Annotated in this window: 24 protein-coding genes; 14 read left to right on the forward strand and 10 right to left on the reverse strand. The window is 71.5% G+C overall.

The annotated features are described in order from the left end of the window. Positions 1 to 9 precede the first annotated feature (9 nt). Positions 10 to 915, reverse strand: a complete 906-nt coding sequence (locus ACFV7R_RS24660) for a glycosyltransferase family 9 protein (protein WP_385266962.1) — start codon at positions 913 to 915, stop codon at positions 10 to 12. A gap of 21 nt (positions 916 to 936) precedes the next feature. Further along, positions 937 to 1,977, reverse strand: a complete 1,041-nt coding sequence (locus tag ACFV7R_RS24665; RefSeq protein WP_385266965.1) for an NAD-dependent epimerase/dehydratase family protein — start codon at positions 1,975 to 1,977, stop codon at positions 937 to 939. Between the two features lie 343 nt (positions 1,978 to 2,320). Between ACFV7R_RS24665 and ACFV7R_RS24670 the strand changes: the two genes are divergently transcribed. Beyond that, positions 2,321 to 3,559 carry a phosphodiester glycosidase family protein gene (locus ACFV7R_RS24670; protein ID WP_385266966.1) on the forward strand — a complete coding sequence of 413 codons (1,239 nt, stop codon included), beginning with the start codon at positions 2,321 to 2,323 and terminating at the stop codon, positions 3,557 to 3,559. Positions 3,560 to 3,580: 21 nt separating this feature from the next. Here the strand turns inward: ACFV7R_RS24670 and ACFV7R_RS24675 are convergent, their stop codons facing one another. The 6 genes from ACFV7R_RS24675 to ACFV7R_RS24700 form a co-directional block, all read right to left on the reverse strand. Continuing rightward, entirely contained in the window at positions 3,581 to 3,775 is a 195-nt protein-coding gene (locus ACFV7R_RS24675; protein ID WP_224733213.1) for a hypothetical protein, read from the reverse strand. Positions 3,776 to 3,878: 103 nt separating this feature from the next. Further along, positions 3,879 to 4,745: a phosphatidylinositol-specific phospholipase C/glycerophosphodiester phosphodiesterase family protein gene (locus tag ACFV7R_RS24680; RefSeq protein WP_385266970.1), complete on the reverse strand. Its 867-nt coding sequence runs from the start codon at positions 4,743 to 4,745 to the stop codon at positions 3,879 to 3,881. Positions 4,746 to 4,950: 205 nt separating this feature from the next. Continuing rightward, a complete protein-coding gene (locus ACFV7R_RS24685; protein ID WP_385266973.1) occupies positions 4,951 to 6,027 on the reverse strand; it encodes an acyl-CoA dehydrogenase family protein in 1,077 nt (358 codons plus the stop codon). After that, positions 6,024 to 7,205, reverse strand: coding sequence for an acyl-CoA dehydrogenase family protein (locus ACFV7R_RS24690; RefSeq protein ID WP_385266975.1), 1,182 nt, complete (start codon positions 7,203 to 7,205; stop codon positions 6,024 to 6,026). The genes ACFV7R_RS24685 and ACFV7R_RS24690 overlap by 4 nt, the downstream gene beginning before the upstream one ends. Next, the gene (locus tag ACFV7R_RS24695) at positions 7,202 to 8,167 is read right to left on the reverse strand and encodes an NADPH:quinone oxidoreductase family protein (RefSeq protein WP_385266977.1); all 966 of its coding nucleotides are present in this window, start codon (positions 8,165 to 8,167) and stop codon (positions 7,202 to 7,204) included. Before ACFV7R_RS24695 ends, ACFV7R_RS24690 begins: the two co-directional genes overlap by 4 nt. A 105-nt stretch (positions 8,168 to 8,272) precedes the next feature. Then, positions 8,273 to 8,845, reverse strand: coding sequence for a helix-turn-helix domain-containing protein (locus ACFV7R_RS24700; protein ID WP_385266980.1), 573 nt, complete (start codon positions 8,843 to 8,845; stop codon positions 8,273 to 8,275). Positions 8,846 to 8,921: 76 nt separating this feature from the next. Between ACFV7R_RS24700 and ACFV7R_RS24705 the strand changes: the two genes are divergently transcribed. The 5 genes from ACFV7R_RS24705 (at position 8,922) to ACFV7R_RS24725 (ending at position 13,613) form a co-directional block, all read left to right on the forward strand. Further along, positions 8,922 to 9,851, forward strand: a complete 930-nt coding sequence (locus ACFV7R_RS24705; RefSeq protein ID WP_385266983.1) for an NAD(P)/FAD-dependent oxidoreductase — start codon at positions 8,922 to 8,924, stop codon at positions 9,849 to 9,851. Positions 9,852 to 9,881: 30 nt separating this feature from the next. Then, positions 9,882 to 11,420: an ATP-dependent DNA ligase gene (locus ACFV7R_RS24710; protein WP_385266985.1), complete on the forward strand. Its 1,539-nt coding sequence runs from the start codon at positions 9,882 to 9,884 to the stop codon at positions 11,418 to 11,420. After that, complete coding sequence (locus ACFV7R_RS24715) at positions 11,417 to 11,881, forward strand: NUDIX domain-containing protein (protein WP_385266988.1); 465 nt, start codon at positions 11,417 to 11,419, stop codon at positions 11,879 to 11,881. The genes ACFV7R_RS24710 and ACFV7R_RS24715 overlap by 4 nt, the downstream gene beginning before the upstream one ends. A 75-nt stretch (positions 11,882 to 11,956) precedes the next feature. Further along, positions 11,957 to 13,351 (forward strand): NADP-dependent succinic semialdehyde dehydrogenase, encoded by a 1,395-nt coding sequence (locus tag ACFV7R_RS24720; RefSeq protein ID WP_385266991.1) that lies wholly within the window; start codon positions 11,957 to 11,959, stop codon positions 13,349 to 13,351. A 25-nt stretch (positions 13,352 to 13,376) separates the two neighbouring features. After that, a complete protein-coding gene (locus ACFV7R_RS24725; protein WP_129796594.1) occupies positions 13,377 to 13,613 on the forward strand; it encodes a DUF6213 family protein in 237 nt (78 codons plus the stop codon). Between the two features lie 42 nt (positions 13,614 to 13,655). Here ACFV7R_RS24725 and ACFV7R_RS24730 read toward each other — a convergent pair whose 3' ends face one another. Beyond that, positions 13,656 to 14,882 carry an acyl-CoA dehydrogenase family protein gene (locus ACFV7R_RS24730; protein ID WP_385266993.1) on the reverse strand — a complete coding sequence of 409 codons (1,227 nt, stop codon included), beginning with the start codon at positions 14,880 to 14,882 and terminating at the stop codon, positions 13,656 to 13,658. 169 nt (positions 14,883 to 15,051) lie between these two features. Here ACFV7R_RS24730 and ACFV7R_RS24735 point away from each other — a divergent pair, with 169 nt between their 5' ends. Further along, a complete protein-coding gene (locus ACFV7R_RS24735; RefSeq protein WP_224733202.1) occupies positions 15,052 to 15,693 on the forward strand; it encodes a TetR family transcriptional regulator in 642 nt (213 codons plus the stop codon). Between the two features lie 131 nt (positions 15,694 to 15,824). Here ACFV7R_RS24735 and def read toward each other — a convergent pair whose 3' ends face one another. Continuing rightward, positions 15,825 to 16,364 carry a peptide deformylase gene (gene def / locus ACFV7R_RS24740; protein WP_385266996.1) on the reverse strand — a complete coding sequence of 180 codons (540 nt, stop codon included), beginning with the start codon at positions 16,362 to 16,364 and terminating at the stop codon, positions 15,825 to 15,827. 156 nt (positions 16,365 to 16,520) lie between these two features. Here def and ACFV7R_RS24745 point away from each other — a divergent pair, with 156 nt between their 5' ends. The 7 genes from ACFV7R_RS24745 (at position 16,521) to ACFV7R_RS24775 (ending at position 24,333) form a co-directional block, all read left to right on the forward strand. Further along, on the forward strand, positions 16,521 to 17,759 hold the full coding sequence (locus ACFV7R_RS24745) for a MurT ligase domain-containing protein (protein ID WP_129796597.1): 1,239 nt from the start codon (positions 16,521 to 16,523) through the stop codon (positions 17,757 to 17,759). A 24-nt stretch (positions 17,760 to 17,783) separates the two neighbouring features. Further along, complete coding sequence (locus ACFV7R_RS24750; protein ID WP_129796598.1) at positions 17,784 to 18,515, forward strand: type 1 glutamine amidotransferase; 732 nt, start codon at positions 17,784 to 17,786, stop codon at positions 18,513 to 18,515. A gap of 188 nt (positions 18,516 to 18,703) precedes the next feature. Beyond that, complete coding sequence (locus ACFV7R_RS24755) at positions 18,704 to 19,729, forward strand: 6-phosphofructokinase (RefSeq protein ID WP_385266999.1); 1,026 nt, start codon at positions 18,704 to 18,706, stop codon at positions 19,727 to 19,729. A gap of 213 nt (positions 19,730 to 19,942) precedes the next feature. Next, positions 19,943 to 20,893 carry a cytochrome c oxidase assembly protein gene (locus tag ACFV7R_RS24760; protein WP_385267000.1) on the forward strand — a complete coding sequence of 317 codons (951 nt, stop codon included), beginning with the start codon at positions 19,943 to 19,945 and terminating at the stop codon, positions 20,891 to 20,893. Positions 20,894 to 20,961: 68 nt separating this feature from the next. Then, positions 20,962 to 22,305: a DUF6777 domain-containing protein gene (locus tag ACFV7R_RS24765; RefSeq protein ID WP_385267003.1), complete on the forward strand. Its 1,344-nt coding sequence runs from the start codon at positions 20,962 to 20,964 to the stop codon at positions 22,303 to 22,305. Positions 22,306 to 22,325: 20 nt separating this feature from the next. Beyond that, entirely contained in the window at positions 22,326 to 24,149 is a 1,824-nt protein-coding gene (locus tag ACFV7R_RS24770; protein ID WP_385267005.1) for a protein kinase, read from the forward strand. Positions 24,150 to 24,162: 13 nt separating this feature from the next. After that, a complete protein-coding gene (locus ACFV7R_RS24775; RefSeq protein ID WP_129796602.1) occupies positions 24,163 to 24,333 on the forward strand; it encodes a hypothetical protein in 171 nt (56 codons plus the stop codon). Positions 24,334 to 24,336 lie beyond the last annotated feature (3 nt).

A 24,336-nucleotide genomic window follows, 5' to 3' on the forward strand; every position in this document is an offset into this window, starting at 1 on the left:
TGTCGGCCTTCACGCGCTCTCCGCTAGGAGTTTGCGCACGGCGCTCGCCACGTCCCGGGCCGTGGTGTCGTCCTGCCCGAGCACGATGCCGGGCACGCCGAGGAGGCAGGCCGGCGGGACGAGCGAGACGACGGGAGTGCCGGTGGCCGCGGCGAGGTGGGCCGCGCCCGGGGCGCCGGCGACGACGGCATCGGCGGCGTGCAGGACACCGGTGAGCCGTCGCGGGTCGGTGCGGCCGCCGAGGTCGATCGCCGTGGCGCCGCTGACATACCGGGTCAGGGCGGTCTCCTCCGGTCCGCCGGTGACGACGACGCGATGGCCGGCATCGGCGAGCTCGGCAACGGCCTCGGAACAGCGGTCCGGGGTCCACACGTCGGCCCCTGGGTGTACGACGACGTAGGGGCCGTTGCCCGTGAGGCCCGTGGTGTCGGGCGGCGGGATCACGCGCAGCCGTCCGTCATCGCCCGCCCTGGGCAGGAAGCCCATCGCGGCGGCCGTGTCGAGGGCCGCCGCGGCCTCGTCCTGGCCCGGCAGGCATCGGTGGCCGACATCGAGGAGGCCGTCGTCGCCGTCCGCGCCGTCGGCACCGATCCGACGCACCCGTGCCCTCCGCAGCAGCCGCGCGGTGGGCAACGGACTGCGCCCCTGCGCTGCGAGGACGAGCGCCACGTCGTAGCAGGCCTCGCGCAGGACCCGCAGAAAGCCATCGCCGTCCGTCCGGTCCGGTCCCGGCGGCTCCCAGGGCGCGTCCCATGCGAGGACGTCGTCGACGTGGGGCAACAGCCGGGCGGCGGGCGCGCCGTCGGGTTCGCACATCACCGTGACGTGGGCGGCCCGGGTGGCGACGGCGCGGACAGCCGGTCCGGCCAGCAGCACACCGCAGAACCCGTCCGGGCGTACGACGAGCGCCTTCACCGCAACCGTTCCCCTCGCCCGTCACCAGCAACACGCATGACGGGTACCTCCCTCGGCGCGCAGGGTCCGGCGGTCCGCCGACACATCCGCGAAGTGGGCGATGGTGCGCCGGAACCCTTCTTCCCAGGTGACCCTCGGAACCCAGCCGAAGATCTCCCGGACCAGGGTCGTGTCGGGGCGGCGCCGGGCCGGATCATGCGGGCGGCGGGCGGTGAACTCCAGGCGTGAGTGCGAGCCGGTGAGCTCGATCACCCGGCGGGCGATCTCCCGGATGGTCGGCTCGTCGCCGCCGCCGATGTTGACGGGGCGGACGGACCGGCTCGCAGCCACCAGCAGCACGCCGTCGACCATGTCGTCGACATGGCACAGGGAGCGGGTCTGGCTGCCGTCGCCCTCGATGATCAGCGGTGCCCCGGCCAGCGCCCGCGTGATGAAGGTGGGGACCGCCTGGTGGCCGTCCGCCCGCATCCGTGGACCGTAGGTGTTGAACACGCGAACGATTCCGGCGTCGGTGCCGTGGGCAGTCGCGTACGCGGTGGCCAGTGCCTCGGCGAAGCGTTGGGCCTCGTCGTGGGCGCTGCGCGGTCCCACGGGGTCGACGTGGCCGCAGTAGTCCTCGCGCTGGGGATGCACCAGTGGATCGCCGTAGACCTGGCACCCGGAGCCGAGCAGGAACCGAGCGCCTGCCCGGTCCGCGACGGCCAGCGCGTTGCGGGTGCCGCGGCCGGCGGTGTCGAGCGCGTCCAGAGGGTGCCGCCGGCACTCGGCGGACGAGGCCGGGCCCGCGAAGTGCAGGATCAGGTCGTACGGAGCCTCCAGGGCGTCGGGGCAGCCGGGCTCGGCCAGGTCGAGTTCGAGGAACCGGAAACCAGGTCGGCCGACCAGGTGCCGGACATTGGCCTGAGACCCCGACGAAAGGTTGTCCACACAGTCGACGTCGACCCCGCTGCCGAGGAGGCGTTCGCACAGGTGCGAGCCGAGGAACCCGGCGCCGCCGGTCACCAGGGCCCGCTCCCAGCGGCACCCGGCCGTCGGCAGGGCGGAGAACGTCATCGGCGTCATGAGCACAACCTTCCTTCCGCCGTGAGGACGGACGGGGCTGTTCGAGTGCCCCACGGAGTCGCTTTTATCCTCCGCCGCCCGATAGGGGAGTGCCACATGGTGCTGCGCTTGACAGCGGACTGACGACGACACTCCGCACCCACCCTGCACCTCGCTCCTGTCCCCGGCCGGGTCGGCCACTCGCACGTCGACCGGGCGTCGGCGCTCACCCCTGACCGCCGCCAACAGCGCGCGTTCTCCCACCTGTTCTCGCGCGGCCGGGTCCCCGTCACCCCCTCGGACACGGTCGTCTGGTGCACTTCCCCCGCGTCCTGAGACAGTTGACGAGACCTCAGGGGGATCTGTGACGCGTCGTCAGAAGCGGTTCGGAGCAGGCAGAACGTTACTGGCATTACTCACGGCACTCGGCGCGCTGGCCGGAGCGGCCCTGGTGGGGGCGGCACCGGCCGGCGCCGCTGAGGACACGACCCGGATCGCGCCGGGCGTCGTCTACCGGGAACTCGACATCCAGGCGGCCCGAGGACCGACGCACGCCCATGTGCTGAGCGTCGACCTGCGCGACCCTCGGGTACGCCTCGACCTGCTGTACCCCGGAGCGGTGGCCGCACGGGCGACCGTCTCCCAACTCGCCGACGCCCGGGGGGCCGTCGCCGGGGTCAACGGGGACTTCTTCAACATCACCGAGGTCCAGCACCCGGGCGTGCAGGCGACCGGCGCGAGCGTCGGACCGGTGATCGCGCGCGGCACGGCACTGAAGGCGGCGGTGCCGAACGGCCAGCGTTTCGGTCCCGCCCTGCCGCCGGGCACGAGCACCCAGGACGTCGTGGGCGTCGGGGTCGACCGGCGGGCCCGGCTGGACAGCCTGGCGCTGGACGGCGCGGTCACCACGCCTGCGGTGCGACTGCCGCTCGGCGGGCTCAACCAGTACGCGTTGCCGGTGGGCTCGGTCGGTGCGTTCACCTCGGCCTGGGGCAGCGCCTCCCGGGTGCGTGCCACGTGCGGCACGGACACCGACCGGGCGGCGCCGTGCAGCACGGACACCTACGAGGTGACGGTCAGGGACGGTCGGGTGGTGTCGGCCGCGGACACTCCCGGAAGCGGCCCGATCGCCGAGGGGACCACCGTGCTGGTGGGCCGGGAGGCGGGTGCCCAGCAGCTGCGGAAGTTCTCGACGGGCGAGCCCGTGCAGGTACGCCACCGGCTGGTGGCGCAGAAGTCGTGGGTCCCGTACCGCTTCGCTCTCGGCGGCTATCCGGTCCTCAGGGACGGCCTGCCGTTGGCCGGTCTGGACGACCGGACCTCGGCCGTACGCACGGCCGTGGGCCTCGCGGACGGCGGGCGTCGCGTGCTGCTGCTGGCGGTGGACGGTGCGCCGGAGTACCGCACCGGTCTGACGATCGCCGAAGTGGCCGACACCATGCGGCAGCTGGGCTCGGTGGACGCCTTCAGCCTGGACGGCGGCGGTTCGTCGACGCTGGTCGCCCGCACGCCGGGCGCGGGCGGGGTGTCCGTGCGCAATCACCCCACCGACGGAGTGGAGCGCCCGGTTCCGAACGGCATCGGGGTCTTCTCCGCGGGCTGACCCCGCCCTTCCACGCGGTCCTCACGGTCTCAGACCGCTGACGATGTCAGCCGTGGCCGTGAGGCCGCTGTGGATGGTCGGGGCGACGCTGGAGCTCGCGAGGTAGAAGCCGAGCAGCAGGCAGACGATCGCGTGGGTGGGCTTGAGCCCACCGTTGCGCAGAAAGATCACTGCCAGGATCAGAAGCAGCAGCACCACAGAGATGGAAATGGCCATGGTCAACCTCCTCCGCCACGTCCACTGCGCGGCCTTCGGCCGCAAGTGTGGCGCAGCGGAGGGTTCGTCCGGGCAGCTGACATGTCCCCCGAACGTGTGGTCTCTACGCCGGCTCGTGGGCGTCCAGGAACGCCTCCAGGCCGAGCAGGTCGTCGGTGTTGATGAAGTCGACGTCGGCGGCGAGCAGCTCGGTCCACAGCGCGTCCCGGGCGGGGCCGGCCAGGTCCGGGGTGGCCCAGAACCGCACCTTCTGCCCGCGTGAGTGCGCCGCCTGCATGATGGTCCGCAGCTTCTGCCGCTCGGCCTCCGGGAAGGGGCCCACGCCCTGCCAGGTGAAGTTCCGCGTCCAGTTGTCGCTGATCAGCGGGATGAAGGAGGCGGGCGCCGGGCTGCCGAGGTCCGCGAGCCGGCCGTCGTAGAAGGCCCGGCGCACGGTCTGCGCCTCCATGGGCACGCGGGCCCCGCGGTCGCCGGAGATGACGGCGGTGACGGGCCCGGGGAGGACCCGGCCGTGGGCGTATGTCGTGAACAGGTGCTTGTAGCGGCGCAGATGGCGGTCGAGTTCGAGGTACGTCGAGGCGCCCTCGGTCTTGATGTCGATGAGCAGCTGCAGGGAGCCGCGGTGACCGCGGTACACCCGGCCGTGGTTGGCCTTGACGCGGGCGGCGAGGGTGTCGAGGTAGAGGGACTCCAGCGTGCGCGCCGGGTCGAGGTCCTCCGGGTCGTGGGCGACGAGGAGCTGGTCGCCGACGAGGTAGATGTCGGCCTCGACGCTGCCGAAGCGGTGGTCGAGCGCGTCGAGGAGCGGGCGCGGGTGCTCGTAGTCGTTGTGGGCGTGGGCTCGCCACAGCGGGCGCGGGCCGTGCTTCTTCGCTTCGCCCGCGATCGCGCTCGCGCCGGGCAGGGCGACCGCGCCCGCGAGGGCGGCGCCGAGAGTGGTGAGGGCTCTGCGACGGGTGGTGAGGGCCATGCTCTGCCTCCCTGGTGGACGGATGGAAACCCCAGCGAGTATGCGGTTCCGTAGCGTCCAAGAGGCAGGCCCGGGCAGGGAGTTGGCCGGACCGCCGTCATCAGTTCACTTCACCGGACCGGGGCACACCGAAAAGCCCGCCCCAGGTGGGGCGGGCTTTCCTCGGGATTCCCGCGGGCGTCGACCGCGCTTCTCCAGGTGTACGTCAGGGGGCCTGAAGGTCCACCAGCTCGGCCAGCGCGCCACGGTGGGCACCTGCGGTGCCGTACGCGAGGGAGTCCGCCTTGGCCCGCTTCAGGCAGAGGTGGACCGGGTGTTCCCAGGTCATCCCGATACCGCCGTGCAGTTGCAGCGCCTCCTCGGCGGCCCGGACGGCCACGGGCGCGGCGTACGCCTGCGCGACCGCGACGGCCACGTCGACGTCCTCGCCGGTCGCCAGCGCGTCCGCCGCACCCCGTGCCGCGGCCCGAAGGTTGACGACCTCCAGCCACAGCTGGGCGAGCCGGTGCTTGAGCGCCTGGAACCCGCCGACGGGGCGATTGAACTGCTTGCGCTCCTTCAGGTAGCGAACCGTTTCCGTCAACGACCAGTCGGCGAGGCCCAGTTGCTCCGAGGCGAGCAGCCCGGCCGCGCTCAGCAGGGCTCGTCGTACGGCGGGCTCCGCGTCGCCCAGCCGACGCCCCGCCGCCCCTTCGAAGCGCACCCGTGCCACCGGCCGGGTCAGGTCGAGCGACACCTGCGGCACCACGGTCACGGCATCGCGCTCCACGGCGTACAGCCCGCCGTCGTCCGCAGGCACGAGCAGCACGTCCGCGGCCGAGGCGTCCGCGATGCCGGTCAACTCGCCGTGCAGAACGCCGTCCTCGAGTCGTACGGCCGGGAAGGCGGCGCCCGGAGCGAGGTGCAGGGCGACGGCGAGGGCGCCGATCGTCCGCCCGGACGCCAGCCGGGCGAGCAGCTCGGCGGAGTCGTCGCAGGCCAGCAGGGCCTCGGTGGCGACGACGGCACTGGTCAGATACGGCACGGGCGCCACCGCCCGCCCCAACTCCTCCAGGACGACGGCGGCTTCGCGGTGCGAGGCCCCCTGACCGCCCCGGTCCTCCGGCACCAGCAGCCCGGCCAGCCCCATACCGTCGGCGAGGAGCTTCCACAACTCCATGTCGTGCGGCGCGTCCGACTCGCTGCGGGCGATCACACCGGCCGCGTCGCAGTGGTCGGTGAGCAGGTCCCGGACGGCGGCGCGCAGCGCCTCTTCCTCCTCGGAGTAGAGCAGGTCGGTCATCGGGCCAGGTCCTTCCACGCGACGTCCTTGTCGGTGCGCGGCTCGGCAGGCAGGCCCAGGACGCGCTCGGCGACGATGTTGAGCAGGACCTCGCTGGTCCCGCCCTCGATGCTGTTGCCCTTGGAGCGGAGGTAGCGGTAGCCGGCTTCCCGGCCGGTGAAGTCCACGAGTTCGGGTCGGCGCATGGTCCAGTCGTCGTACAACAGGCCCTCCTCGCCGAGGAGTTCGACCTCCAGACCGCTGATCTCCTGGTTGAGGCGGGCGAACGACAGCTTCATGCCGGAACCCTCGTAGCCGGGCTGGCCCGCGACGAGCTGCTGGCGCAGCCGTTCGCCGGTGAGCCGGGCGACCTCGGCCTCGACCCACAGCTTCAGCAGCCGCTGGTGGAGGTCATGGGTGCGCAGTTCGGGGCGCTCGCGCCAGGTCTTCGCGACCGGGCCGATCATGCCGCCCTCGCGGGGCAGCCGCATACCGCCGATGGAGACGCGCTCGTTCATCAGGGTGGTCTGCGCGACCCGCCAGCCGTCGCCGATCGGGCCGAGGCGTCGCGAGTCCGGGATACGGACGTCGGTGAGGAACACCTCGTTGAACTCGGCCTCGCCGGTGATCTGGCGCAGCGGACGCACCTCGACACCCGGGTCGGTCATGTCGCAGATGAAGTACGTGATGCCCCGGTGCTTGGGCACGTCCGGGTCGGTGCGGGCGATGAGGATGGCCCAACGGGCGAGATGGGCGCTGGACGTCCACACCTTCTGCCCGTTGACGACCCACTCTTCGCCTTCCCGTACGGCCCGGGTGCCGAGCGCGGCCAGGTCGGAGCCGGCGCCCGGCTCGCTGAAGAGCTGGCACCAGACCTCTTCCCCCGTCCACAGGGGCCTGAGGTACCGCCGCTTCTGCTCCTCGGTGCCGAAGCCGAGGATCGTCGGCGCGGCCATGCCGAGGCCGATGCCGATCCGCCGCGGGTCGTTGTCGGGGGCGTCGGCGGCCTCCAACTCGGCGTCCACGACGGCCTGGAGGGAGCGCGGGGCACCGAGTCCCCCCAGTCCCTCGGGGTAGTGCACCCAGGCGAGCCCGGCGTCGAAGCGGGCCCCGAGGAAGTCGAGCCGGTCCGTGGTGGCCGGTGGATGTGCGGCCAGCAACTCCTGGGTGCGACTGCGCAGTTCCATGGCGTCGATCATGCTGCCTCCTCCATGACGACGGCGATCCTGCCGGTGGTGACGCCGTCCGCCACCCGCTGCACAGCGGCCGCGGCCCCGCTGAGCGGCACCCGCTCGCTCACCAGCGGCTTGATGGCGCCCTGCGCGGCCAGCTCGGTGAGCTGCTCGTGGCAGTGCTGGACCAGCTTCGGGTTCTTGGTGTTGTACAGGCCCCAGTGCAGGCCGAGGATCGAGTAGTTCTTCACCAGGGCGTGGTTGAGCGCGGGGCTGGGGATCGACCCGCTCGCGAAGCCGACGACCACGATCCGCCCCTCGAAGGCGACGGTCTTGGCCGACTGGGCGTAGGCCTCCCCGCCGACCGGGTCGTAGATCACGTCGGCGCCCCGGCCACCGGTGGCCTCCTTCACGGCCGCGACGACATCCGCGGCACGCCGGTCGATCACCACGTCGCAGCCAAGCTCGCGGGCGACGGCGGCCTTCTCGGCACCGCCGACGACACCGATGACCTTGGCGCCTGCCGCCTTGCCGAGCTGCACGGCCGCGCTGCCGACCCCTCCTGCGGCGGCGTGGACGAGCAGGGTCTCGCCGGCCTCCAGCCGGGCCCGGCGGTGCAGGCCGAACCAGCCCGTCTGGTAGCCGATGTGCAGGGCGGCGGCCTCCGCGTCGTCCAGCGCGTCGGGCGCGGGCAGCGTTGCGGCGGCGTCCGCGACGGCGTACTCGGCGAAACCGCCGTACGGCAGCGCCGGGTTGGCGATCACGCGGCGGCCGTCCTCGGTTTCGCCGCAGATCTCCACGCCCGGCGTGAAGGGCAGCGGGGGCCGCACCTGGTACTGGCCCCGGCACAGCAGGGCGTCAGGGAAGTTGATGTTCGCGGCCCGCACCCTCAGCAGGACCTGGCCGTCGCCGGGCGTGGGCGGCGCCACGTCCGCGAGGCGCATCACCTCGCCCGGCTCGCCGTTCTCGTGCACCTGCCATGCCTGCATGCGGGGCCTCCACGCGACTTCCTCGTCCGACCGGGGTCGATCGCATACTAAGCGGTCGCTTGCCCATCAGGGAACAGTCGCGTACGTCACGCAGGCCGGAACGGGTCACGCCCGCTTGGGCCGCGCCCGCACATGCATCCGCTCCCCCTGCGGCCCGAACAGGCTCAGGAACTCCACCGGCCCCTCCCCCGTCGACCCGAACCAGTGCGGCACGCGCGTGTCGAACTCGGCGGCCTCCCCCGCCGTGAGCACCACGTCGTGCTCCCCCAGCACCAGCCGCAGCTTTCCGGACAGCACGTACAGCCACTCGTAGCCCTCGTGGACGCGCGGGTCGGGCTCCACCGACCGCCGCGGCTCAACCATCTTGTAGGCCTGCAGCCCGCCCGGCTGCCGGGTCAGCGGATAGAGCGTCCGGCCGTACCGCTGGATCGGCTCTGCTCGCACCCGGGGGTCGCCGACCGGCGGGGCGCCCACCAGCTCGTCCAGCGGCACCTGGTGCGCCTGCGCGATCGGCAGCAGCAGCTCCAGGCTGGGCCTTCGCAGTCCCGACTCCAGCCGGGAGAGCGTGCTGACGGAGATGCCGGTCGCCTCCGACAGCGCCGCGAGGGTCACCTCCCGCTCCTTGCGGATCCGCCGCAGCCGGGGGCCCACCCCCGCGAGAACCTCGTCCGTAGTCATGACGCTATTGCAGAATCAGCAAAGGCGTTTGTCAATCGGCCTTCCCTGGGCGACGGTCTCGGTGGAGGTGGTCACCATGACCGAGACATACGAAGTGGTCGTCGTCGGCGGCGGCACGGCCGGCCTGTCCGCCGCGCTCGTCCTGGGGCGGGCCAGGCGCCGCACCCTGGTCGTCGACGCCGGCGAGCCCCGCAACGCACCGGCGGCCCACATGCAGGGCTATCTGTCGCGGGACGGCATGCCGCCCGCCGAGTTCCTGGCGATCGGCCGCGAGGAGATCGCGCGGTACGGCGTGGAGCTCGTCCGGGACACCGTGGTGGACGCCACCAAGGGTGAGGACTTCGCCGTGGAGCTCGCGAGCGGACGTACCGTGCACGCCTGGCGGCTCGTCGTCACCACGGGGCTCAAGGACGAACTGCCGACGCTGCCCGGGGTCGCCGAGCGGTTCGGGCGGGATGTGCTGCACTGCCCCTACTGCCACGGCTGGGAGGTGCGCGACCAGGCCTTCGGCGTGCTCGCCACCAGCCCGCTCAGCGTGCACCAGGCCTTGATCGTCACCCAGTGGTCCAAGGACGTCACCTTCTTCCTGCACGAGGTCGCCGAGAACGACCTGACGGACGACGACCTGCGCCGCCTCGCCGCGGCCGGGGTGGACGTGGTGCCCGGTGAGGTCGCCGGCCTGGTGGTGGAGGACGACCGGCTCACCGGGGTCCGGCTCGCGGACGGTACGGCCCACGCCCGCGAGGTGCTGTTCGTCGCGCCCCGCGCCGTCCCGCAGACCGGCTTGCTTCAGCGGCTCGGCGCCGAGCTGAACGAGACCCCGTTCGGCGCCTACCCCGTGGTCGACGCGACGGGCCTGACGACCGTGCCCGGCGTGTGGGCCGCGGGCAACGCCATGGGCTTCTCGGAGCAGGTCGTGAACGCGGCGAGCGGTGGCTACCGCGCGGGCGCCACGATCAACGGGGAACTGCTGATGACCGACCTCGACGCGGCCGTGCGGGTGTAGTTGCGGCCTCCCCCGTTGCACCATGGCTGCATGCTGCTGACCCGGCTCGCCGACGTGTCCCGGGAGGTCGCCGCCACCTCGGCGCGGTCCCGCAAGATCGCCCTGCTCGCCGGGTTGTTCCGGGACGCGGAGGCGGACGACGTGCCGGTCGTCATCCCCTACCTCGCGGGCCGGCTCCCGCAGGGACGGCTCGGCATCGGCTGGAAGGTGCTGAGCCGCCGGGTCGCCCCCGCCACCGAGCCGACCCTGACCGTGCGCGAGGTGGACGCCCGGCTCACCGGGATCGGCAAGGTCACCGGCACCGGCTCGCAGGCCGAACGGGCCCGGTTGGTCGGGGAGTTGATGGGTGCGGCGACCGAGGGCGAGCAGCGGTTCCTGTTCGGGCTGATCACCGGCGAGGTCCGGCAGGGCGCCCTGGACGCGGTCGCGGTGGAGGGGCTCGCCGAGGCGACCGGGGCGCCGCCCGCGGACGTCCGGCGGGCGGTGATGCTGGCCGGGTCGCTGCAGACGGTGGCGCAGACGCTGCTCGCGGAGGGACCCGGGGCGCTGGAGCGGTTCCGGCTCACCGTCGGCCGTCCCGTCCTGCCGATGCTGGCGCACACCGCGTCCTCGGTGGCGGAGGCGGTCGGCAGGCTGGGCGCCTGCGCGGTGGAGGAGAAGCTGGACGGCATCCGCGTCCAGGTGCACCGCGACGGCGACGACATACGCCTCTACACCCGCACCCTCGACGACATCACCGACCGGCTGCCCGAGCTGACGAAGGCCGCGCGGGAACTGCGCGGCGCGCGCTTCGTGCTGGACGGCGAGGTCATCGCGTTCGACGCCGCCGGACGGCCCCGTTCGTTCCAGGAGACGGCCGGCCGGGTCGGCTCCCGGGTGGACGTGACGACGGCCGCCCGGGCGGTGCCGGTCTCTCCCGTCTTCTTCGACGCGCTGTCCGTCGACGGCCGCGACCTGCTCGACCTGCCGTTCGCCGAGCGGCACGCGGAGCTGGCCCGCCTGGTCCCCGAACCGATGCGGGTACGGCGCACGCTGGTCTCCGGCCCCGAGGACATACCGGTCGCGGAGGACTTCCTCGCCGGGACGCTCCGCCGCGGCCACGAGGGCGTCGTGGTCAAGGCCCTCGACGCGCCCTACAGCGCCGGCCGGCGGGGCGCCTCGTGGCTGAAGGTCAAGCCCGTCCACACCCTCGACCTGGTGGTGCTGGCCGCCGAGTGGGGCCACGGCCGCCGCACCGGCAAGCTCTCCAACCTGCACCTGGGCGCCCGCACCGCGGACGGCGGCTTCGCCATGCTCGGCAAGACCTTCAAGGGCATGACCGACGCGATGCTGACCTGGCAGACCGAACGGCTGCGGGAGCTGGCCGTCGAGAACACCGGTCAGGTGGTGACCGTACGCCCCGAACTGGTCGTCGAGATCGCCTACGACGGACTGCAGAGGTCCACCCGCTATCCGGCCGGCGTCACCCTCCGCTTCGCCCGCGTGGTCCGCTACCGCGAGGACAAGCGCCCGGAGGAGGCGGACACCGTCGAGACACTGCTGGCCGCGCACCCGGAGGTGGCCCCTTGACGGGCAGACGAAGTGCCGGACTGCTCCTCTTCCGGCACACCGACCAGGGCCTTCAGGTGTTGCTCGGCCATATGGGCGGCCCCTTCTTCGTCAAGCGGAACACCGGGGCGTGGACCGTGCCGAAGGGCGAGTACGACCCCCGGGAGCCCGCATGGGAGGCCGCCCGCCGGGAGTTCGAGGAGGAGCTCGGGCTGCCGCCGCCGGACGGCGAGGCGGTCCCGCTGGGGGAGGTCCGGCAGACCAACGGCAAGATCGTCACGGCCTGGGCGGTCGAGGCCGACCTGGATCCGGCGTCCATCAGCCCCGGCACCTTCACGATGGAGTGGCCGCCGAAGTCGGGACGCACCCAGGAGTTCCCCGAACTGGACCGCGTGGAGTGGTTCGGCCTGGACCGGGCCCGCGAGGTGATCGTCAAGGCCCAGGCCACGTTTCTCGACCGCCTGGCGGAGCACTCGGCCTGAAGAGATGTGTACGCGTTGCGGTGCCCGGCACCGCGCGGGAAGGTCGAAGCACAGTCGCTCCCGAGGAGGTCGGCCATGCCCATCGCAACGGTGAACCCGGCGAACGGCGAGACGCTCAAGACGTACGAGGCCATGGACGCCGAGGAGATCGAGCGCCGGCTCCAGCTCGCCGAGGCCACGTTCCGCACGTACCGGCAGAGCAGCTTCGTCGACCGTGCACGCCTGCTGGTCCAGGCCGCGAACCTCCTGGACGAGGACCAGCAGGACATCGCCCGTGTGATGACCACCGAGATGGGCAAGCCGATCAAGCAGGCGCGCGCGGAGGCCGCGAAGTGCGCCAAGGCGATGCGCTGGTACGCCGAGCACGCCGAGGAACTGCTCGTCGACGAGGAGCCCGCCGACTCCGATGTGAAGGACTCCGGCGCCTCCCGGGTCCGGGTCCGCTACCGGCCGCTCGGCCCGGTGCTCGCGGTGATGCCGTGGAACTTCCCGCTGTGGCAGGTGATCCGCTTCGCGGCGCCCGCGCTGATGGCGGGCAACGTGGGCCTGCTCAAGCACGCCTCGAACGTGCCGCAGACCGCGCTCTACCTGGAGGACCTCTTCCACCGGGCGGGCTACACCGAGGGCTGTTTCCAGACCCTGCTCATCGGCTCCGGACAGGTCGACGAGATCCTGCGCGACGAACGCGTCAGGGCGGCCACCCTCACCGGCAGCGAGCCCGCGGGCCGCGCGGTCGCCTCCACCGCCGGCGAGATGGTCAAGAAGACGGTGCTGGAACTGGGCGGCAGCGACCCGTACATCGTCATGCCGTCGGCCGACCTCGACCGTGCCGCGCAGGTCGGGGTGACTGCGCGCGTGCAGAACACCGGGCAGTCCTGCATCGCCGCCAAACGGTTCATCGTGCACACGGACGTCTACGACGCCTTCGCCGAGCGGTTCGTCGAGGGCATGAAGGCGCTGGTGGTCGGCGACCCGATGCAGGAGGAGACGGAGGTCGGCCCGCTGTCGAGCGAGAAGGGGCGAGACGATCTGGAGGAGCTCGTCGACGACGCCCGGCGCAGTGGAGCCACTGCGCTGTGCGGCGGTCACCGGCTCCGCCGGCCCGAACTGCCCGGCTGGTACTACCCGCCGACCGTCCTCACCGGCATCACCCGCGAGATGCGGATCCACCGCGAGGAGGCGTTCGGGCCGGTCGCCACGCTGTACCGCGCGGGTGATCTGGACGAGGCCGTGCTGATCGCCAACGACTCGCTGTTCGGGCTGAGTTCCAACGTCTGGACGCGCGACGAGGCCGAGGTCGACCGCTTTGTACGGGATCTGGAGTCGGGCAGCGTGTTCGTCAACGGGATGACGGCGTCCCACCCGGCGTTCCCGTTCGGCGGGGTCAAGCGGTCCGGGTACGGGCGTGAGCTGTCCGGGCACGGAATCCGCGAGTTCTGCAACATCACGACCGTATGGCACGGAGCGTGAGCCTTCCGCGGTTACGATCCCCTTTGTGAACCGCGAAGTGACTCTCCCTCTGATCGTCGACGACCGCGGTACCTTGCAGGTGGCTGCGGCCGACGTGAGCAAGCTGCTGCGCACGGTGGGCGGGCGGTGGCTGCATCTGGTGGAGGCCGGGCAGGAGGGGCTCGACGAGGACACCGTGGCCGCGCTGACCATCGAGCTGGCCAAGTTGGCCGATCGCATCGACGTGGCGTGTATTGCGCACAGCAGTGGGGCCCGGCCCTAGCGGTTCCCCGCACCCCGGACCCCACAGCCCGCTCACCGGTCGCTAGCGAACGGACGTCCCCGAGATCGTCCGCGCGATCACCAGCCGCTGGATCTCGCTCGTGCCCTCGAAGATCGTGTAGATCGCGGCATCCCGGTGCATCCGCTCCACCGGGTACTCCCGCGTGTACCCGTTGCCGCCCAGGATCTGGATCGCCTGCGCGGTGACCTTCTTGGCGGTCTCACTGGCGAACAGCTTGGACATGGAACCCTCGGCCGCCGTGAACGGCTTGCCGTTGACCGCCATCCACGAGGCTCGCCAGACCAGCAGACGGGCCGCGTCGATGGAGGTGCGCATGTCGGCGAGCTGGAACGCCACACCCTGATTGTCGATGATCGGGCGGCCGAACTGCTCGCGGGTCGTCGCGTAGTCCAGCGCCACTTCGTACGCGGCCCGTGCCGTCCCCACCGCCATCGCACCGACCGCCGGGCGGGACGCCTCGAACGTGGCCATCGCGGCGTTCTTGACGCGCTCGCCGCCCTTCCTGGCCTTCTCCCGGGCCCGGGCCAGCCGCTCGTCGAGCTTCTCCTTGCCCCCGAGCAGGCAGGAACCGGGCACGCGCACGTTGTCGAGGATCACCTCGGCGGTGTGCGAGGCGCGGATGCCGTGCTTCTTGAACTTCTGGCCCTGGGCGAGGCCGGGCGTGTTCGGCGGGACGATGAAGGACGCGTGGCCCTTGGAGCCCAGCTCCGGGTCGACCACCGCGACGACGACATGGACGTTGGCGATGCCGCCGTTGGTCGCCCAGGTCTTGGTGCCGTTGATCACCCACTCGTCCTTGGCCTCGTCGTACACCGCACGCGTGCGCATGGAGGCGACGTCGGAGCCGGCGTCGGGCTCGGAGGAGCAGAACGCGGCCACCTTGACGTCGCTCGCGTCGCCGTACATCTGGGGAATCCAGGTGCCGATCTGCTCCTCGGTGCCGTTGGCGAGCACACCGACGGCCGCGAGGCCGGTGCCGACGATCGACAGGGCGATGCCCGCGTCGCCCCAGAAGAGTTCCTCCATGGCCGTCGGGATGCCGAGCCCGGTGGGGTCGAAGTACTGCTGGGCGTAGAAGTCGAGGGAGTAGATGCCGACCTTGGCGGCCTCCTGGATGACCGGCCAGGGAGTCTCCTCACGCTCGTCCCATTCGGCGGCCGCAGGACGGATGACGTCGGCGGCGAAGCCGTGCAGCCAGTCCCGGACCTCCTTCTGTTCGTCGTTGAGCTCCATGGTGAACTCGGCCATGTCCCCTCCAGTGGCGCACATGCATGTTACTTGCGGTAACCGCAGTCTGTTACCCATGGGTAGGAAAAGTCAACTCACGAGGACTCCTCGGCAGCCCGTTCGAGCTCCAGGGCGAACCGAGTGTTAGTTTGCGCAGGCGTCACCGATTCAGCACGGGTGGGGAGAGATCATGGACACCACGCAGCGGACCGAGCAGCAGCGGTCCGCCGACCGCCGACGGCGCGAGCTGCTGGAGGCCGCGGACCGAGTGGTGCTGCGCGATGGTCCGCAGGCCTCGATGAACGCGATCGCCGCGGAGGCCGGCATCACCAAGCCGATCCTCTATCGCCACTTCGGTGACAAGGGCGGTCTGTACGCGGCACTGGCCAAACGGCACACGGACGCACTGCTGGATTCGCTGCGGGCGGCGCTGGACGCACCTGCCGAGCGGCGGGAGCGGGTCGAGTCCACGCTGGACACCTACCTTGCGGCGATCGAGGCACGGCCCCAGGTGTACCGGTTCCTGATGCATCCCGCGGAGGGCTCGTCGGGAGACCAGGAGTTCGACGTGGGGAAGCACTCGGCGCCGCTGCTGCGGCGCATGGGTGAGGAGCTTGCCCAGGTGATCGAGGAACGGTTGGACCTCGGGCCCGGCAGTCAGCAGCTTGCCCGGGTGTGGGGGCATGGGATCGTCGGGATGATGCATGCCGCCGGGGACTGGTGGCTGGGAGAACGGCCTTGTTCCCGGGCCGAGTTGGTGCGGAGTCTGGCCGACCTGTTGTGGGGGCGGCTTGCGGCCGCGGGGGACAAGATAGGGGGTCCGGGGTTCTGACGGTCGGGTGTCGTCTGCGGGCTGTGTGTGGTTGCTCGCGCCCACGGTGGGGGTCCCCCCGCTCGAGCGAAGCCGAGAGTGGGGGAGGAGCCGCATATTGATACAGCCCCGCGCCCCTGGGGTTTCTCCGGTCACCTGCGCCATGAGGCTCGCGCCACCTGGCGCATCAGTCGTCTGTGGCGCCAGCCCTGCACGCGGTCCGCGTACACCCGGCCCTCCAGGTGGTCGCACTCGTGTTGCAGGCACCTGGCGAAGAAACCCGTACCGTGCACCGTGACCGGCTCCCCCGTCATCGTGAAACCCTCGACCACCGCGTGGTCGTAGCGCTCCGTCCCTGCCTCCAGGCCCGGCAGGGACAGACAGCCCTCCGGGCCGCGGATCACCACACCGTCCGTCTCCACCAGGCGTGGGTTCACCACATGGCCGAGGTGACGTACGTCATCGTCGTCCGGGCAGTCGTAGACGAAGACGCGCAGCGGCTCGCCCACCTGGTTCGCAGCCAGGCCCACTCCCTGCGCGGCGTACATCGTGGCGAACAAGTCCTCCACCAGGCGGGCGAGTTCGGGGCCGAATTCGGTGACTTCCGTGCAGGATGCGTGAAGGGTCGGGTCGCCGAGCAGGGTGAGAGGCCGGACACGCCCGTGGGCGCCCGGGATGGAGCCGTGTCGCATGGCGGCAAGGGTACGGTCCTCGCTGGCGCGCGCCCCGCGCGCGAGGATCGTGATGGTGCCGCGATTCGGGCACGTGAGTGGATCTCGATAGGCTGAGGCCTCACCACGTTGCCGGATGCTTCGGCGCGGCGGGTACGCAAGGAGGATCGAGAACTGATGGCAGGCAACTCGGACCCGCTCACGCCGCGGGCCAAGCTGGCCGTGACCGCGGGCAAGGCGGTCGCTGCGGCATCGCGCGCAGCAGGGCGCGGCAGCGGTTCGGTGATCGGTGGCCGGGTGGCCCTCAAACTCGACCCCGACCTCCTCGCCCGGCTCGCCCAGAACCTGGATGTGGTCCTGGTCTCGGCGACCAACGGCAAGACCACGACCACCCGGCTCATCGCCGAGGCACTGCGCGCCGCAGGGCCGGTCGTGTCCAACGCGCTCGGCGCCAACATGCCGGCCGGCATCACCTCGGCGCTCGCCGGCGGCTCGGATGCGCGGTACGGCGTCATCGAGGTCGACGAGAAGTACCTGGCCGGGGTCGCCCGGGACACCGACCCGAAGTGCATCGCCCTGCTCAACCTCTCCCGCGACCAGCTCGACCGCGCCGCCGAGACCCGGATGCTGGCCGAGAACTGGCGTGAGGGACTCGCGGGTTCCAAAGCGGTCATCGTGGCCAACGCGGACGACCCGCTCGTGGTGTGGGCCGCCTCCTCCTCCCCCAACGTGATCTGGGTCGCCGCCGGCCAGATGTGGAAGGACGACGCCTGGTCCTGCCCGTCCTGCGGTGGTGTGATGCAGCGCCCCGGCGACGACTGGTACTGCGGTGAGTGCGGTTTCCGCCGCCCGACCCCGAGCTGGGCGCTGTCCGGCGACCACGTCCTCGACCCGCACGGCTCCGCCTGGCCGATCCACCTCCAGCTGCCGGGCCGCGCCAACAAGGCCAACGCCGCATCCTCCGCCGCCGTCGCCGCCGTGTTCGGCGTGCCGCCGCAGGTCGCCCTGGAACGCATGTACCAGGTGCAGGCGGTGGCCGGGCGCTATGACGTCGTGCAGTTCATGGAGCGCGATCTGCGGCTGCTGCTCGCCAAGAACCCGGCCGGCTGGCTGGAGACCTTCTCCCTGATCGACCCGCCGCCGACCCCGGTGATCCTGTCCGTGAACGCGCGCGGCGCCGACGGTACGGACACCTCCTGGTTGTGGGACGTCGACTACACGCGGCTGACCGGGCACCCGATCCTCGTCATCGGCGACCGCAAGCTGGACCTCGCGGTCCGTCTGGAGGTCGCGAACCAGCACTTCCAGGTCTGCGAGAACCTCGACCAGGCCGTGCAGATGGCCCCGCCGGGCCGTATCGAGGTCATCGCCAACTACACCGCGTTCCAGGATCTGCGCCGCCGCGTCGGCAACTGACGTACTCGTAAGGACAGTGACTTCATGAGCGACAACAGCCTGCGGGTCGTCTGGATCTACCCCGACCTGCTCAGCACCTACGGCGACCAGGGCAACGTCCTCGTCGTGGAGCGCCGGGCCCGGCAGCGGGGCCTGGACGTGGCCCGCCTCGACGTGCGCAGTGACCAGCCGATCCCGACCTCCGGCGACATCTACCTGATCGGCGGCGGCGAGGACCGGCCGCAGCGGCTGGCGGCCGAGCGGCTGCGCCGTGACGGGGGTCTGCACCGGGCGGTGGGGAACGGCGCGATCGTCTTCTCCGTCTGCGCCGGGTACCAGATCCTCGGCCACGAGTTCATCAACGACCTCGGCCAGCGCGAGCCCGGCCTCGGTCTGCTCGACGTCGTCTCGGTACGCGGCGAGGGCGAGCGGTGCGTCGGTGACGTCCTCGCGGACATCGACCCGCGTCTCGGCCTGCCGCCGCTGACGGGCTTCGAGAACCACCAGGGCGTCACCCATCTCGGCCCCACCGCCCGCCCCCTGGCCCAGGTCCGCCTCGGCAAGGGCAACGGCACGGGCGACGGCACGGAGGGCGCGTACAACGACACCGTGTTCGGCACGTACATGCACGGTCCCGTGCTCGCCCGCAACCCGCAGATCGCGGACCTGCTGCTGAAGCTGGCACTCGACGTGAACGCGCTGCCGCCGACCGACGACCGCTGGTACGAGGCGCTGCGCAGCGAGCGCATCGCGGCGGCCCAACAGCAGCCTGCCTGAGGCCCGTGCACCCGGGCGCCGACCCGGCTCGACCAGCCCGTCTGACGGGCCATCCGCACAGGTGAGCGCGCTCGTCCAGCAGGCGGACGCACGCTTCGGCCCCGCCCCCTGGTGCCGCTAGGGTGGCGGGGATCGAGCCGGACAACGTGGTCCGGTCCCCGGCCCACGTTGAGAAGGTATTTCGGGCTATGCGCATTGGTGTCCTCACGTCCGGCGGCGACTGCCCCGGCCTGAACGCCGTCATCCGGTCCGTCGTGCACCGTGCCGTCGCCGACCGCGGCGACGAGGTCATCGGCTTCCGGGACGGCTGGAAGGGCCTCCTGGAGTGCGACTATCTCAAGCTCGACCTCGACGCGGTGGGCGGCATCCTGGCCCGCGGCGGCACCATCCTCGGCTCCTCCCGGGTCCGTCCCGAGCATCTGCGCGACGGCGTGGAGCGGGCCAAGGGACATGTGGCCGAGCTCGGCCTCGACGCGATCATTCCGATCGGCGGTGAGGGCACGCTCAAGGCGGCCCGGCTGCTGTCGGACAGCGGCTTGCCCATCGTCGGGGTGCCGAAGACCATCGACAACGACATAGCGGTCACGGACGTGACGTTCGGCTTCGACACGGCTGTGACTGTGGCGACCGAGGCCCTTGACCGGCTCAAGACCACCGCCGAGTCCCATCAGCGGGTGCTGATCGTGGAGGTCATGGGCCGCCACACCGGCTGGATCGCACTGCACTCCGGGATGGCGGCGGGCGCCCACGCCATCGTCGTCCCCGAACGCCCCTTCGACATCGACGAGCTGACCGCGCGGGTCGGCGAGCGCTTCGAGGCGGGCAAGCGGTTCGCGATCGTCGTCGCCGCGGAGGGTGCCAAGCCGCGGCCCGGCACCATGGCGTTCGACGAGGGGGGCAAGGACATCTACGGGCACGAGAGGTTCGCGGGTGTCGCGCGTCAGCTGTCCATCGAGCTCGAGCAGCGGCTCGGCAAGGAGGCGCGGCCGGTGATCCTCGGGCATGTGCAGCGGGGTGGGACGCCGACGGCGTACGACCGGGTGCTCGCGACCCGTTTCGGCTGGCACGCCGTGGAGGCCGCCCACCGCGGTGAGTTCGGCAAGATGACCGCACTGCGCGGGACCGACATCGTCATGGTGCCGCTGGGCGAGGCGGTGGAGACGCTGAAGACGGTTCCCTCGGAGCGGTACGCGGAAGCGGAGTGCGTGCTTTAGCCGTCCGGCGGGTGCGGGTCGTGTGTGGCTGGTCGCGCCCACGGTGGGGGTCCCCCCGCTCGAGCGAAGCCGAGAGTGGGGGAGGAGCCGCATATTGATACAGCCCCGCGCCCCTTGGGAGCTGCACTGCCCCCGGTGACATGAGTCGCCGGGAGCGGTCCTACTCTTGGTGCGGACAGACTGCACAACCCCCCACGAATCAGGAGCCGGCGGATGGATCACAGCGGGCACGGCATGACGACGGATCTGCCGCCGTTCACGCTGGGGCGGGGTCTGCAGTGGTCGGCGGATCCGTTCTTCCTCGTCGCGTGTCTGCTGGCGCTCGTGCTGTACGGCTGGGGCGTCGCCCGGCTGGTACGGCGCGGGGACAAGTGGCCGGTGGGGCGGACCGTTTCCTTCGGCGCCGGTGTGCTGAGCGTCGGGCTGATGATGTGCACCAAGCTGAACGACTACGGCATGGTCATGTTCAGTGTGCACATGGTGCAGCACATGGTGATCAGCATGCTGTCCCCGATCATGATCCTGCTCGGCGCCCCCATCACCCTGGCGCTGCGCGCCCTTCCGCCGGCCGCCCGGGGCCGCAAGGGCCCGCGTGAGCTGCTGCTGGCCGTGCTGCACAGCCGGTACATGCGGATCATCACCCACCCGGTGTTCACGATCCCGCTGTTCATCGCCAGCCTGTACGCGCTGTACTTCACCCCGATCTTCGACTTCCTGATGGGCTCCAAGGTGGGGCACGTCGCGATGATGGTGCACTTCCTCGCGGTCGGCCTGGTGTTCTTCTGGCCGATCATGGGCGTCGACCCGGGACCGCACCGGCCGGGCTATCTGATGCGGATGCTGGAGCTGTTCGCGGGCATGCCGTTCCACGCGTTCTTCGGTATCGCGCTGATGATGGCCTCGACGCCGATGATCGAGACGTACGCCGACCCGCCCGCCTCCCTCGGCATCGATGCACTCAGCGACCAGAACGCGGCCGGCGGTATCGCCTGGGCGTTCAGCGAAATCCCGTCCGTACTCGTGCTGATCGCCCTGCTGTTCCAGTGGTACGCCTCCGACCAGCGGCAGGCACGGCGCAAGGACCGGGCCGCCGACCGCGACGGTGACAAGGAACTCGAGGCATACAACGCCTATTTGGCCTCACTGAACGCACGCAGCCGCTGACCGCCTTTTCCGGGCAGTTCCTTTCAGTAGCATGAAACGCGTTGGGGGAACCGCCGGGGGGAGCGGTGATGACGTTTCGTGTGTACCTGCGCAGGGCGGGGAAATCGGTGTTCCGCAGGATCGCCGTCCTGTTGGTTTTCGTGGTGGTCCTGAGCGGATGCGACCGGGGCGCACCTTTGTTCGCGGTGCAGGCCGTTGCCGCGGGAGTTCCTTCACTCGCACCTTTCTTCGACGAGAGCGCGGGGCTCGGCCGCGACACCGGCCTCCGCTCCCGTCCGGCGCCGGGCGGCCTTCAGCAGGGCGACACACCAGGGCTGTACGGCGGCACCGGGGAGCAGCGGATCTGTGCTGTCGCACGGTTGAAGGAATTCCTCACCGATCCCAGGAATCACCGCAAGGCACAGGCCTGGGCGACCGCGCTCGATATCACGACGGCCGGGATCCCGGAGTATCTCGACCGGCTCACGCCGGTTCTTCTCCGTACCGACACACTCGTGAAGAACCATGACTACAAGAAGGGAAAGTCTGTTCCCTTCGATGCGTTGCTGCAGGCGGGAATCGCCGTTCTCGTCGACCCACAGGGACTGCCCGCCGTCAAGTGCTCCTGCGGAAATCCACTGCGTCCCTTCGAAGGGGACACCGGGAGGATTTTGGTCCGGTTCGAGGACGGCAACCAGAAGTGGCAGGGCTACGACCGCGACTCCGTGGTGGCCGTGCGGCCCGCCCCACGGACACTGGACCGGCTGGCCCTGGTCGACGTGGACGCCCCGGACCGCGGGATCAGCCGTCCGGTCGGCACGACGGGTGACGACGACTCCGCGTTCGACACGCGGGAGCGGCGCGCCGTACCGGACCTGGCCGGGACGACGTTCGGGCGGGCGAGCCGGCTGCTGGCCGACGCGGGGCTGGCGGTTGCGTTCGACGGCGGCGGGTTGCCGCCCGACGGTGCGCGGGTCATGGCGTCCGCCCCGCCGGCCGGGACGGAGCTGCGGTTCGGGGAGTACGTGACGCTGAGCGTGGCCGACGGCACGAGCGGAGGGGTGACCACTCCCCCGGACCCGAGCCCGGCGACCTCACAGCCGAAAGACGACCCGTCGTCCGACACCTCGACGCCATCGCCCTCACCGTCGGCCTCGAAGCCCTCACCGTCGACCTCGAAGCCCTCGTCATCGGCCTCGACGCCGTCGTCATCGGCTCCCACGAGCGAACCGCCGACCACTGATCCACCCACCAGCGCACCGCCCACCAGCCGCCCGCCCTCCTCCGCCCCGCCCACCAGCGAGCCGCCCCCGGAAACCAGCGCGCCCCCGGAGGTGACCAGCTCACCTCCGCCGAGTGTTCCGGTCCCGAGCAGCGCATCGGTCTCGAGTGAGCCCGGGACCGTCGGCCCCACAGCGAGCGCCACGACGTAGCACCCCGAGGGAGTCACCGCATGCCTTCAGGATCACCGACGTCGGGAGTGGGCCGGGTCATCGCCGGCCGCTATCTGCTGCTGCACCGGCTCGGCAGCGGTGGGATGGGCCATGTGTGGCTCGCCCACGACCAGAGACTGGCGTGCGAGGTCGCGCTCAAGGAGATCGTGTTCCGCGACCCGGCCGAGGCCGGCCACGAGCGGGAGGCGCGGGTTGCCCGGGCCCGCGCGGAGGCCCGGCACGCGGCGGGGCTGCGCGGTCATCCGCATGTGGTAACCGTGCACGATGTGCTGGAGCACGAGGGACTGCCGTGGATCGTCATGGAGTACGTGGCGGGCGCCGTCGATCTGCGCGACCTGGTCGCCCGGCGCGGAGCGCTCGCCCCGGCGGAGTGTGCCCGCACGGGTCTGGCCGTGCTGGACGCCCTGACCGCCGGACACGAGCGGGGCGTCATGCACCGGGACGTGAAACCGGCGAACATCCTGCTGGCGCCGGACCGCACCGGGGCGCCGTACGGGCGCATCCTGCTCGCCGACTACGGCATCTCCGTGCAGCCGGACGCGGGAGAGACGCGGTACACGCTCGCGTCCGCGCTCGTGGGCACGGCCGGCTATCTCGCGCCGGAGCGGGTCACCGGCGGGCCGCCCACTCCGGCCGCCGACCTGTTCTCGCTGGGCTGCACGCTCTACTACGGCGTCGAGGGCCATGGCCCCTTCGACCGGGAGTCGCACCTCGCGGAGCTCACAGCGGTGGTGACGGAGGAGCCGCGGCCCGCGGTGGGCGCCGGTGCACTGGAACCCGTACTGCGGGCGCTGCTCGCGAAGGATCCCGCGCAGCGGATGACCGCGGCTCAGGCCGAGGACGCACTGGCGCGGATCGTGGCGCCGCAGGGTGACGGGTACGTGCGGACCCGGACGGACCTCGGGTCGCGGCCCCACTGGAACGAGGCGTCGGCTCTTCCGCCGGCCGCGGCGCCCGCCCCCGTCGCGACGCCTTCACCAGAGCCGGGCCGGCGCCGCCGCACTCGTCCCCGGGTCCTGCAGGCACTCGTCTCCGGAGGACTGGGGCTGGCCCTCGCGCTGGGCGGAGTCTGGTACGCCCTGGCCGACCGGACGACCGACGACGGCACGGATGCGGCGCCGTACGGCAACACCGTCGGGCTCGCCGCACCGCTGAAGGCCGGCGACTGCGTCCTCGCCGACTGGCCCGGCGCGGCTCGTTTCACCGGCACGCCCCGGATCTCCCTGGACCCGACCTGCCGGGACAAGGCGCCCGACGGGCAGGTGATGGCGTTCTTCGAAGCCGCGTCCGCGGAGCAGGCACGCACGCTCGGGCAGGCCCGGTGCGAGGAGCTGACGCGGGAGGTCCGCGAGCGGCTCGCGGATGTGCGCAGCTTCGCGGTCCTGCCGACGCAGGCGGGCTTCGAGGCGGCCGGACGGCGCGCCGCCTGTCTGGTGCTGGGCGCGCACGGGCCGGTGTACGGGCCGCTCGCCGGCCATCGCAGGCCGGGGTCGGCGTTCACGGACACGGCGACCATGCAGAAGCGGGACTGCCTCGACGCCCGCTCCAACCGGGACGTCCGGCTGGTGTCCTGCGCGGGACGCCACGACGAGCAGGTGCTCGGTTTCACCCGTCTGGACGCGGGGCTGACGCTTGCGCAGGCGCGCACGCGGTCGGACACGGCGTGCGCGCGGGACGTACCGCCTGCCGACTACGGATTCGACCCTTCCGTCTACGAGGCCGGTTCCTGGACCGGTGAGAGTTCCTGGAAATCCGGCACTCATTTCGTCGTCTGCACCGTCCGGAAGCAGAACGGGGGCACCATGGAGGGGGACGAACCATGAGGAGGGTGTTGCGATGCCCGGTTCCACGGACGGTTCTACGAAGGCGATGGGGGTGCTCACCGTTGGCGGGCTCGTCGTGGTGACGGGCTACACGGTGGCGCTCGGCAGCAACGGCTGGCTGTGGTTCGGCTGGGTCGTGCTGGGTCTGATCACCCTCGGTATGGTCGCCACGCGCAGCACCTGAGCT

The sequence above is a fragment of the Streptomyces sp. NPDC059866 genome (assembly GCF_042731325.1).
GTDB lineage: Bacteria > Actinomycetota > Actinomycetes > Streptomycetales > Streptomycetaceae > Streptomyces > Streptomyces flavusporus.

Bases quoted from the DNA above. Each gene is read 5' to 3' on its own strand.
- ACFV7R_RS24680 (WP_385266970.1), bottom strand. From the start codon at position 4,745: ATGGCCCTCACCACCCGTCGCAGAGCCCTCACCACTCTCGGCGCCGCC.
- def (WP_385266996.1), bottom strand. From the start codon at position 16,364: ATGCGACACGGCTCCATCCCGGGCGCCCACGGGCGTGTCCGGCCTCTC.
- ACFV7R_RS24730 (WP_385266993.1), bottom strand. From the start codon at position 14,882: ATGGCCGAGTTCACCATGGAGCTCAACGACGAACAGAAGGAGGTCCGG.
- ACFV7R_RS24665 (WP_385266965.1), bottom strand. From the start codon at position 1,977: ATGACGCCGATGACGTTCTCCGCCCTGCCGACGGCCGGGTGCCGCTGG.
- ACFV7R_RS24710 (WP_385266985.1), top strand. From the start codon at position 9,882: ATGCTGCTGACCCGGCTCGCCGACGTGTCCCGGGAGGTCGCCGCCACC.
- ACFV7R_RS24770 (WP_385267005.1), top strand. From the start codon at position 22,326: ATGCCTTCAGGATCACCGACGTCGGGAGTGGGCCGGGTCATCGCCGGC.
- ACFV7R_RS24765 (WP_385267003.1), top strand. From the start codon at position 20,962: ATGACGTTTCGTGTGTACCTGCGCAGGGCGGGGAAATCGGTGTTCCGC.
- ACFV7R_RS24760 (WP_385267000.1), top strand. From the start codon at position 19,943: ATGGATCACAGCGGGCACGGCATGACGACGGATCTGCCGCCGTTCACG.
- ACFV7R_RS24735 (WP_224733202.1), top strand. From the start codon at position 15,052: ATGGACACCACGCAGCGGACCGAGCAGCAGCGGTCCGCCGACCGCCGA.
- ACFV7R_RS24695 (WP_385266977.1), bottom strand. From the start codon at position 8,167: ATGCAGGCATGGCAGGTGCACGAGAACGGCGAGCCGGGCGAGGTGATG.
- ACFV7R_RS24705 (WP_385266983.1), top strand. From the start codon at position 8,922: ATGACCGAGACATACGAAGTGGTCGTCGTCGGCGGCGGCACGGCCGGC.
- ACFV7R_RS24755 (WP_385266999.1), top strand. From the start codon at position 18,704: ATGCGCATTGGTGTCCTCACGTCCGGCGGCGACTGCCCCGGCCTGAAC.
- ACFV7R_RS24685 (WP_385266973.1), bottom strand. From the start codon at position 6,027: ATGACCGACCTGCTCTACTCCGAGGAGGAAGAGGCGCTGCGCGCCGCC.
- ACFV7R_RS24750 (WP_129796598.1), top strand. From the start codon at position 17,784: ATGAGCGACAACAGCCTGCGGGTCGTCTGGATCTACCCCGACCTGCTC.
- ACFV7R_RS24690 (WP_385266975.1), bottom strand. From the start codon at position 7,205: ATGATCGACGCCATGGAACTGCGCAGTCGCACCCAGGAGTTGCTGGCC.
- ACFV7R_RS24700 (WP_385266980.1), bottom strand. From the start codon at position 8,845: ATGACTACGGACGAGGTTCTCGCGGGGGTGGGCCCCCGGCTGCGGCGG.
- ACFV7R_RS24720 (WP_385266991.1), top strand. From the start codon at position 11,957: ATGCCCATCGCAACGGTGAACCCGGCGAACGGCGAGACGCTCAAGACG.
- ACFV7R_RS24675 (WP_224733213.1), bottom strand. From the start codon at position 3,775: ATGGCCATTTCCATCTCTGTGGTGCTGCTGCTTCTGATCCTGGCAGTG.
- ACFV7R_RS24745 (WP_129796597.1), top strand. From the start codon at position 16,521: ATGGCAGGCAACTCGGACCCGCTCACGCCGCGGGCCAAGCTGGCCGTG.
- ACFV7R_RS24775 (WP_129796602.1), top strand. From the start codon at position 24,163: ATGCCCGGTTCCACGGACGGTTCTACGAAGGCGATGGGGGTGCTCACC.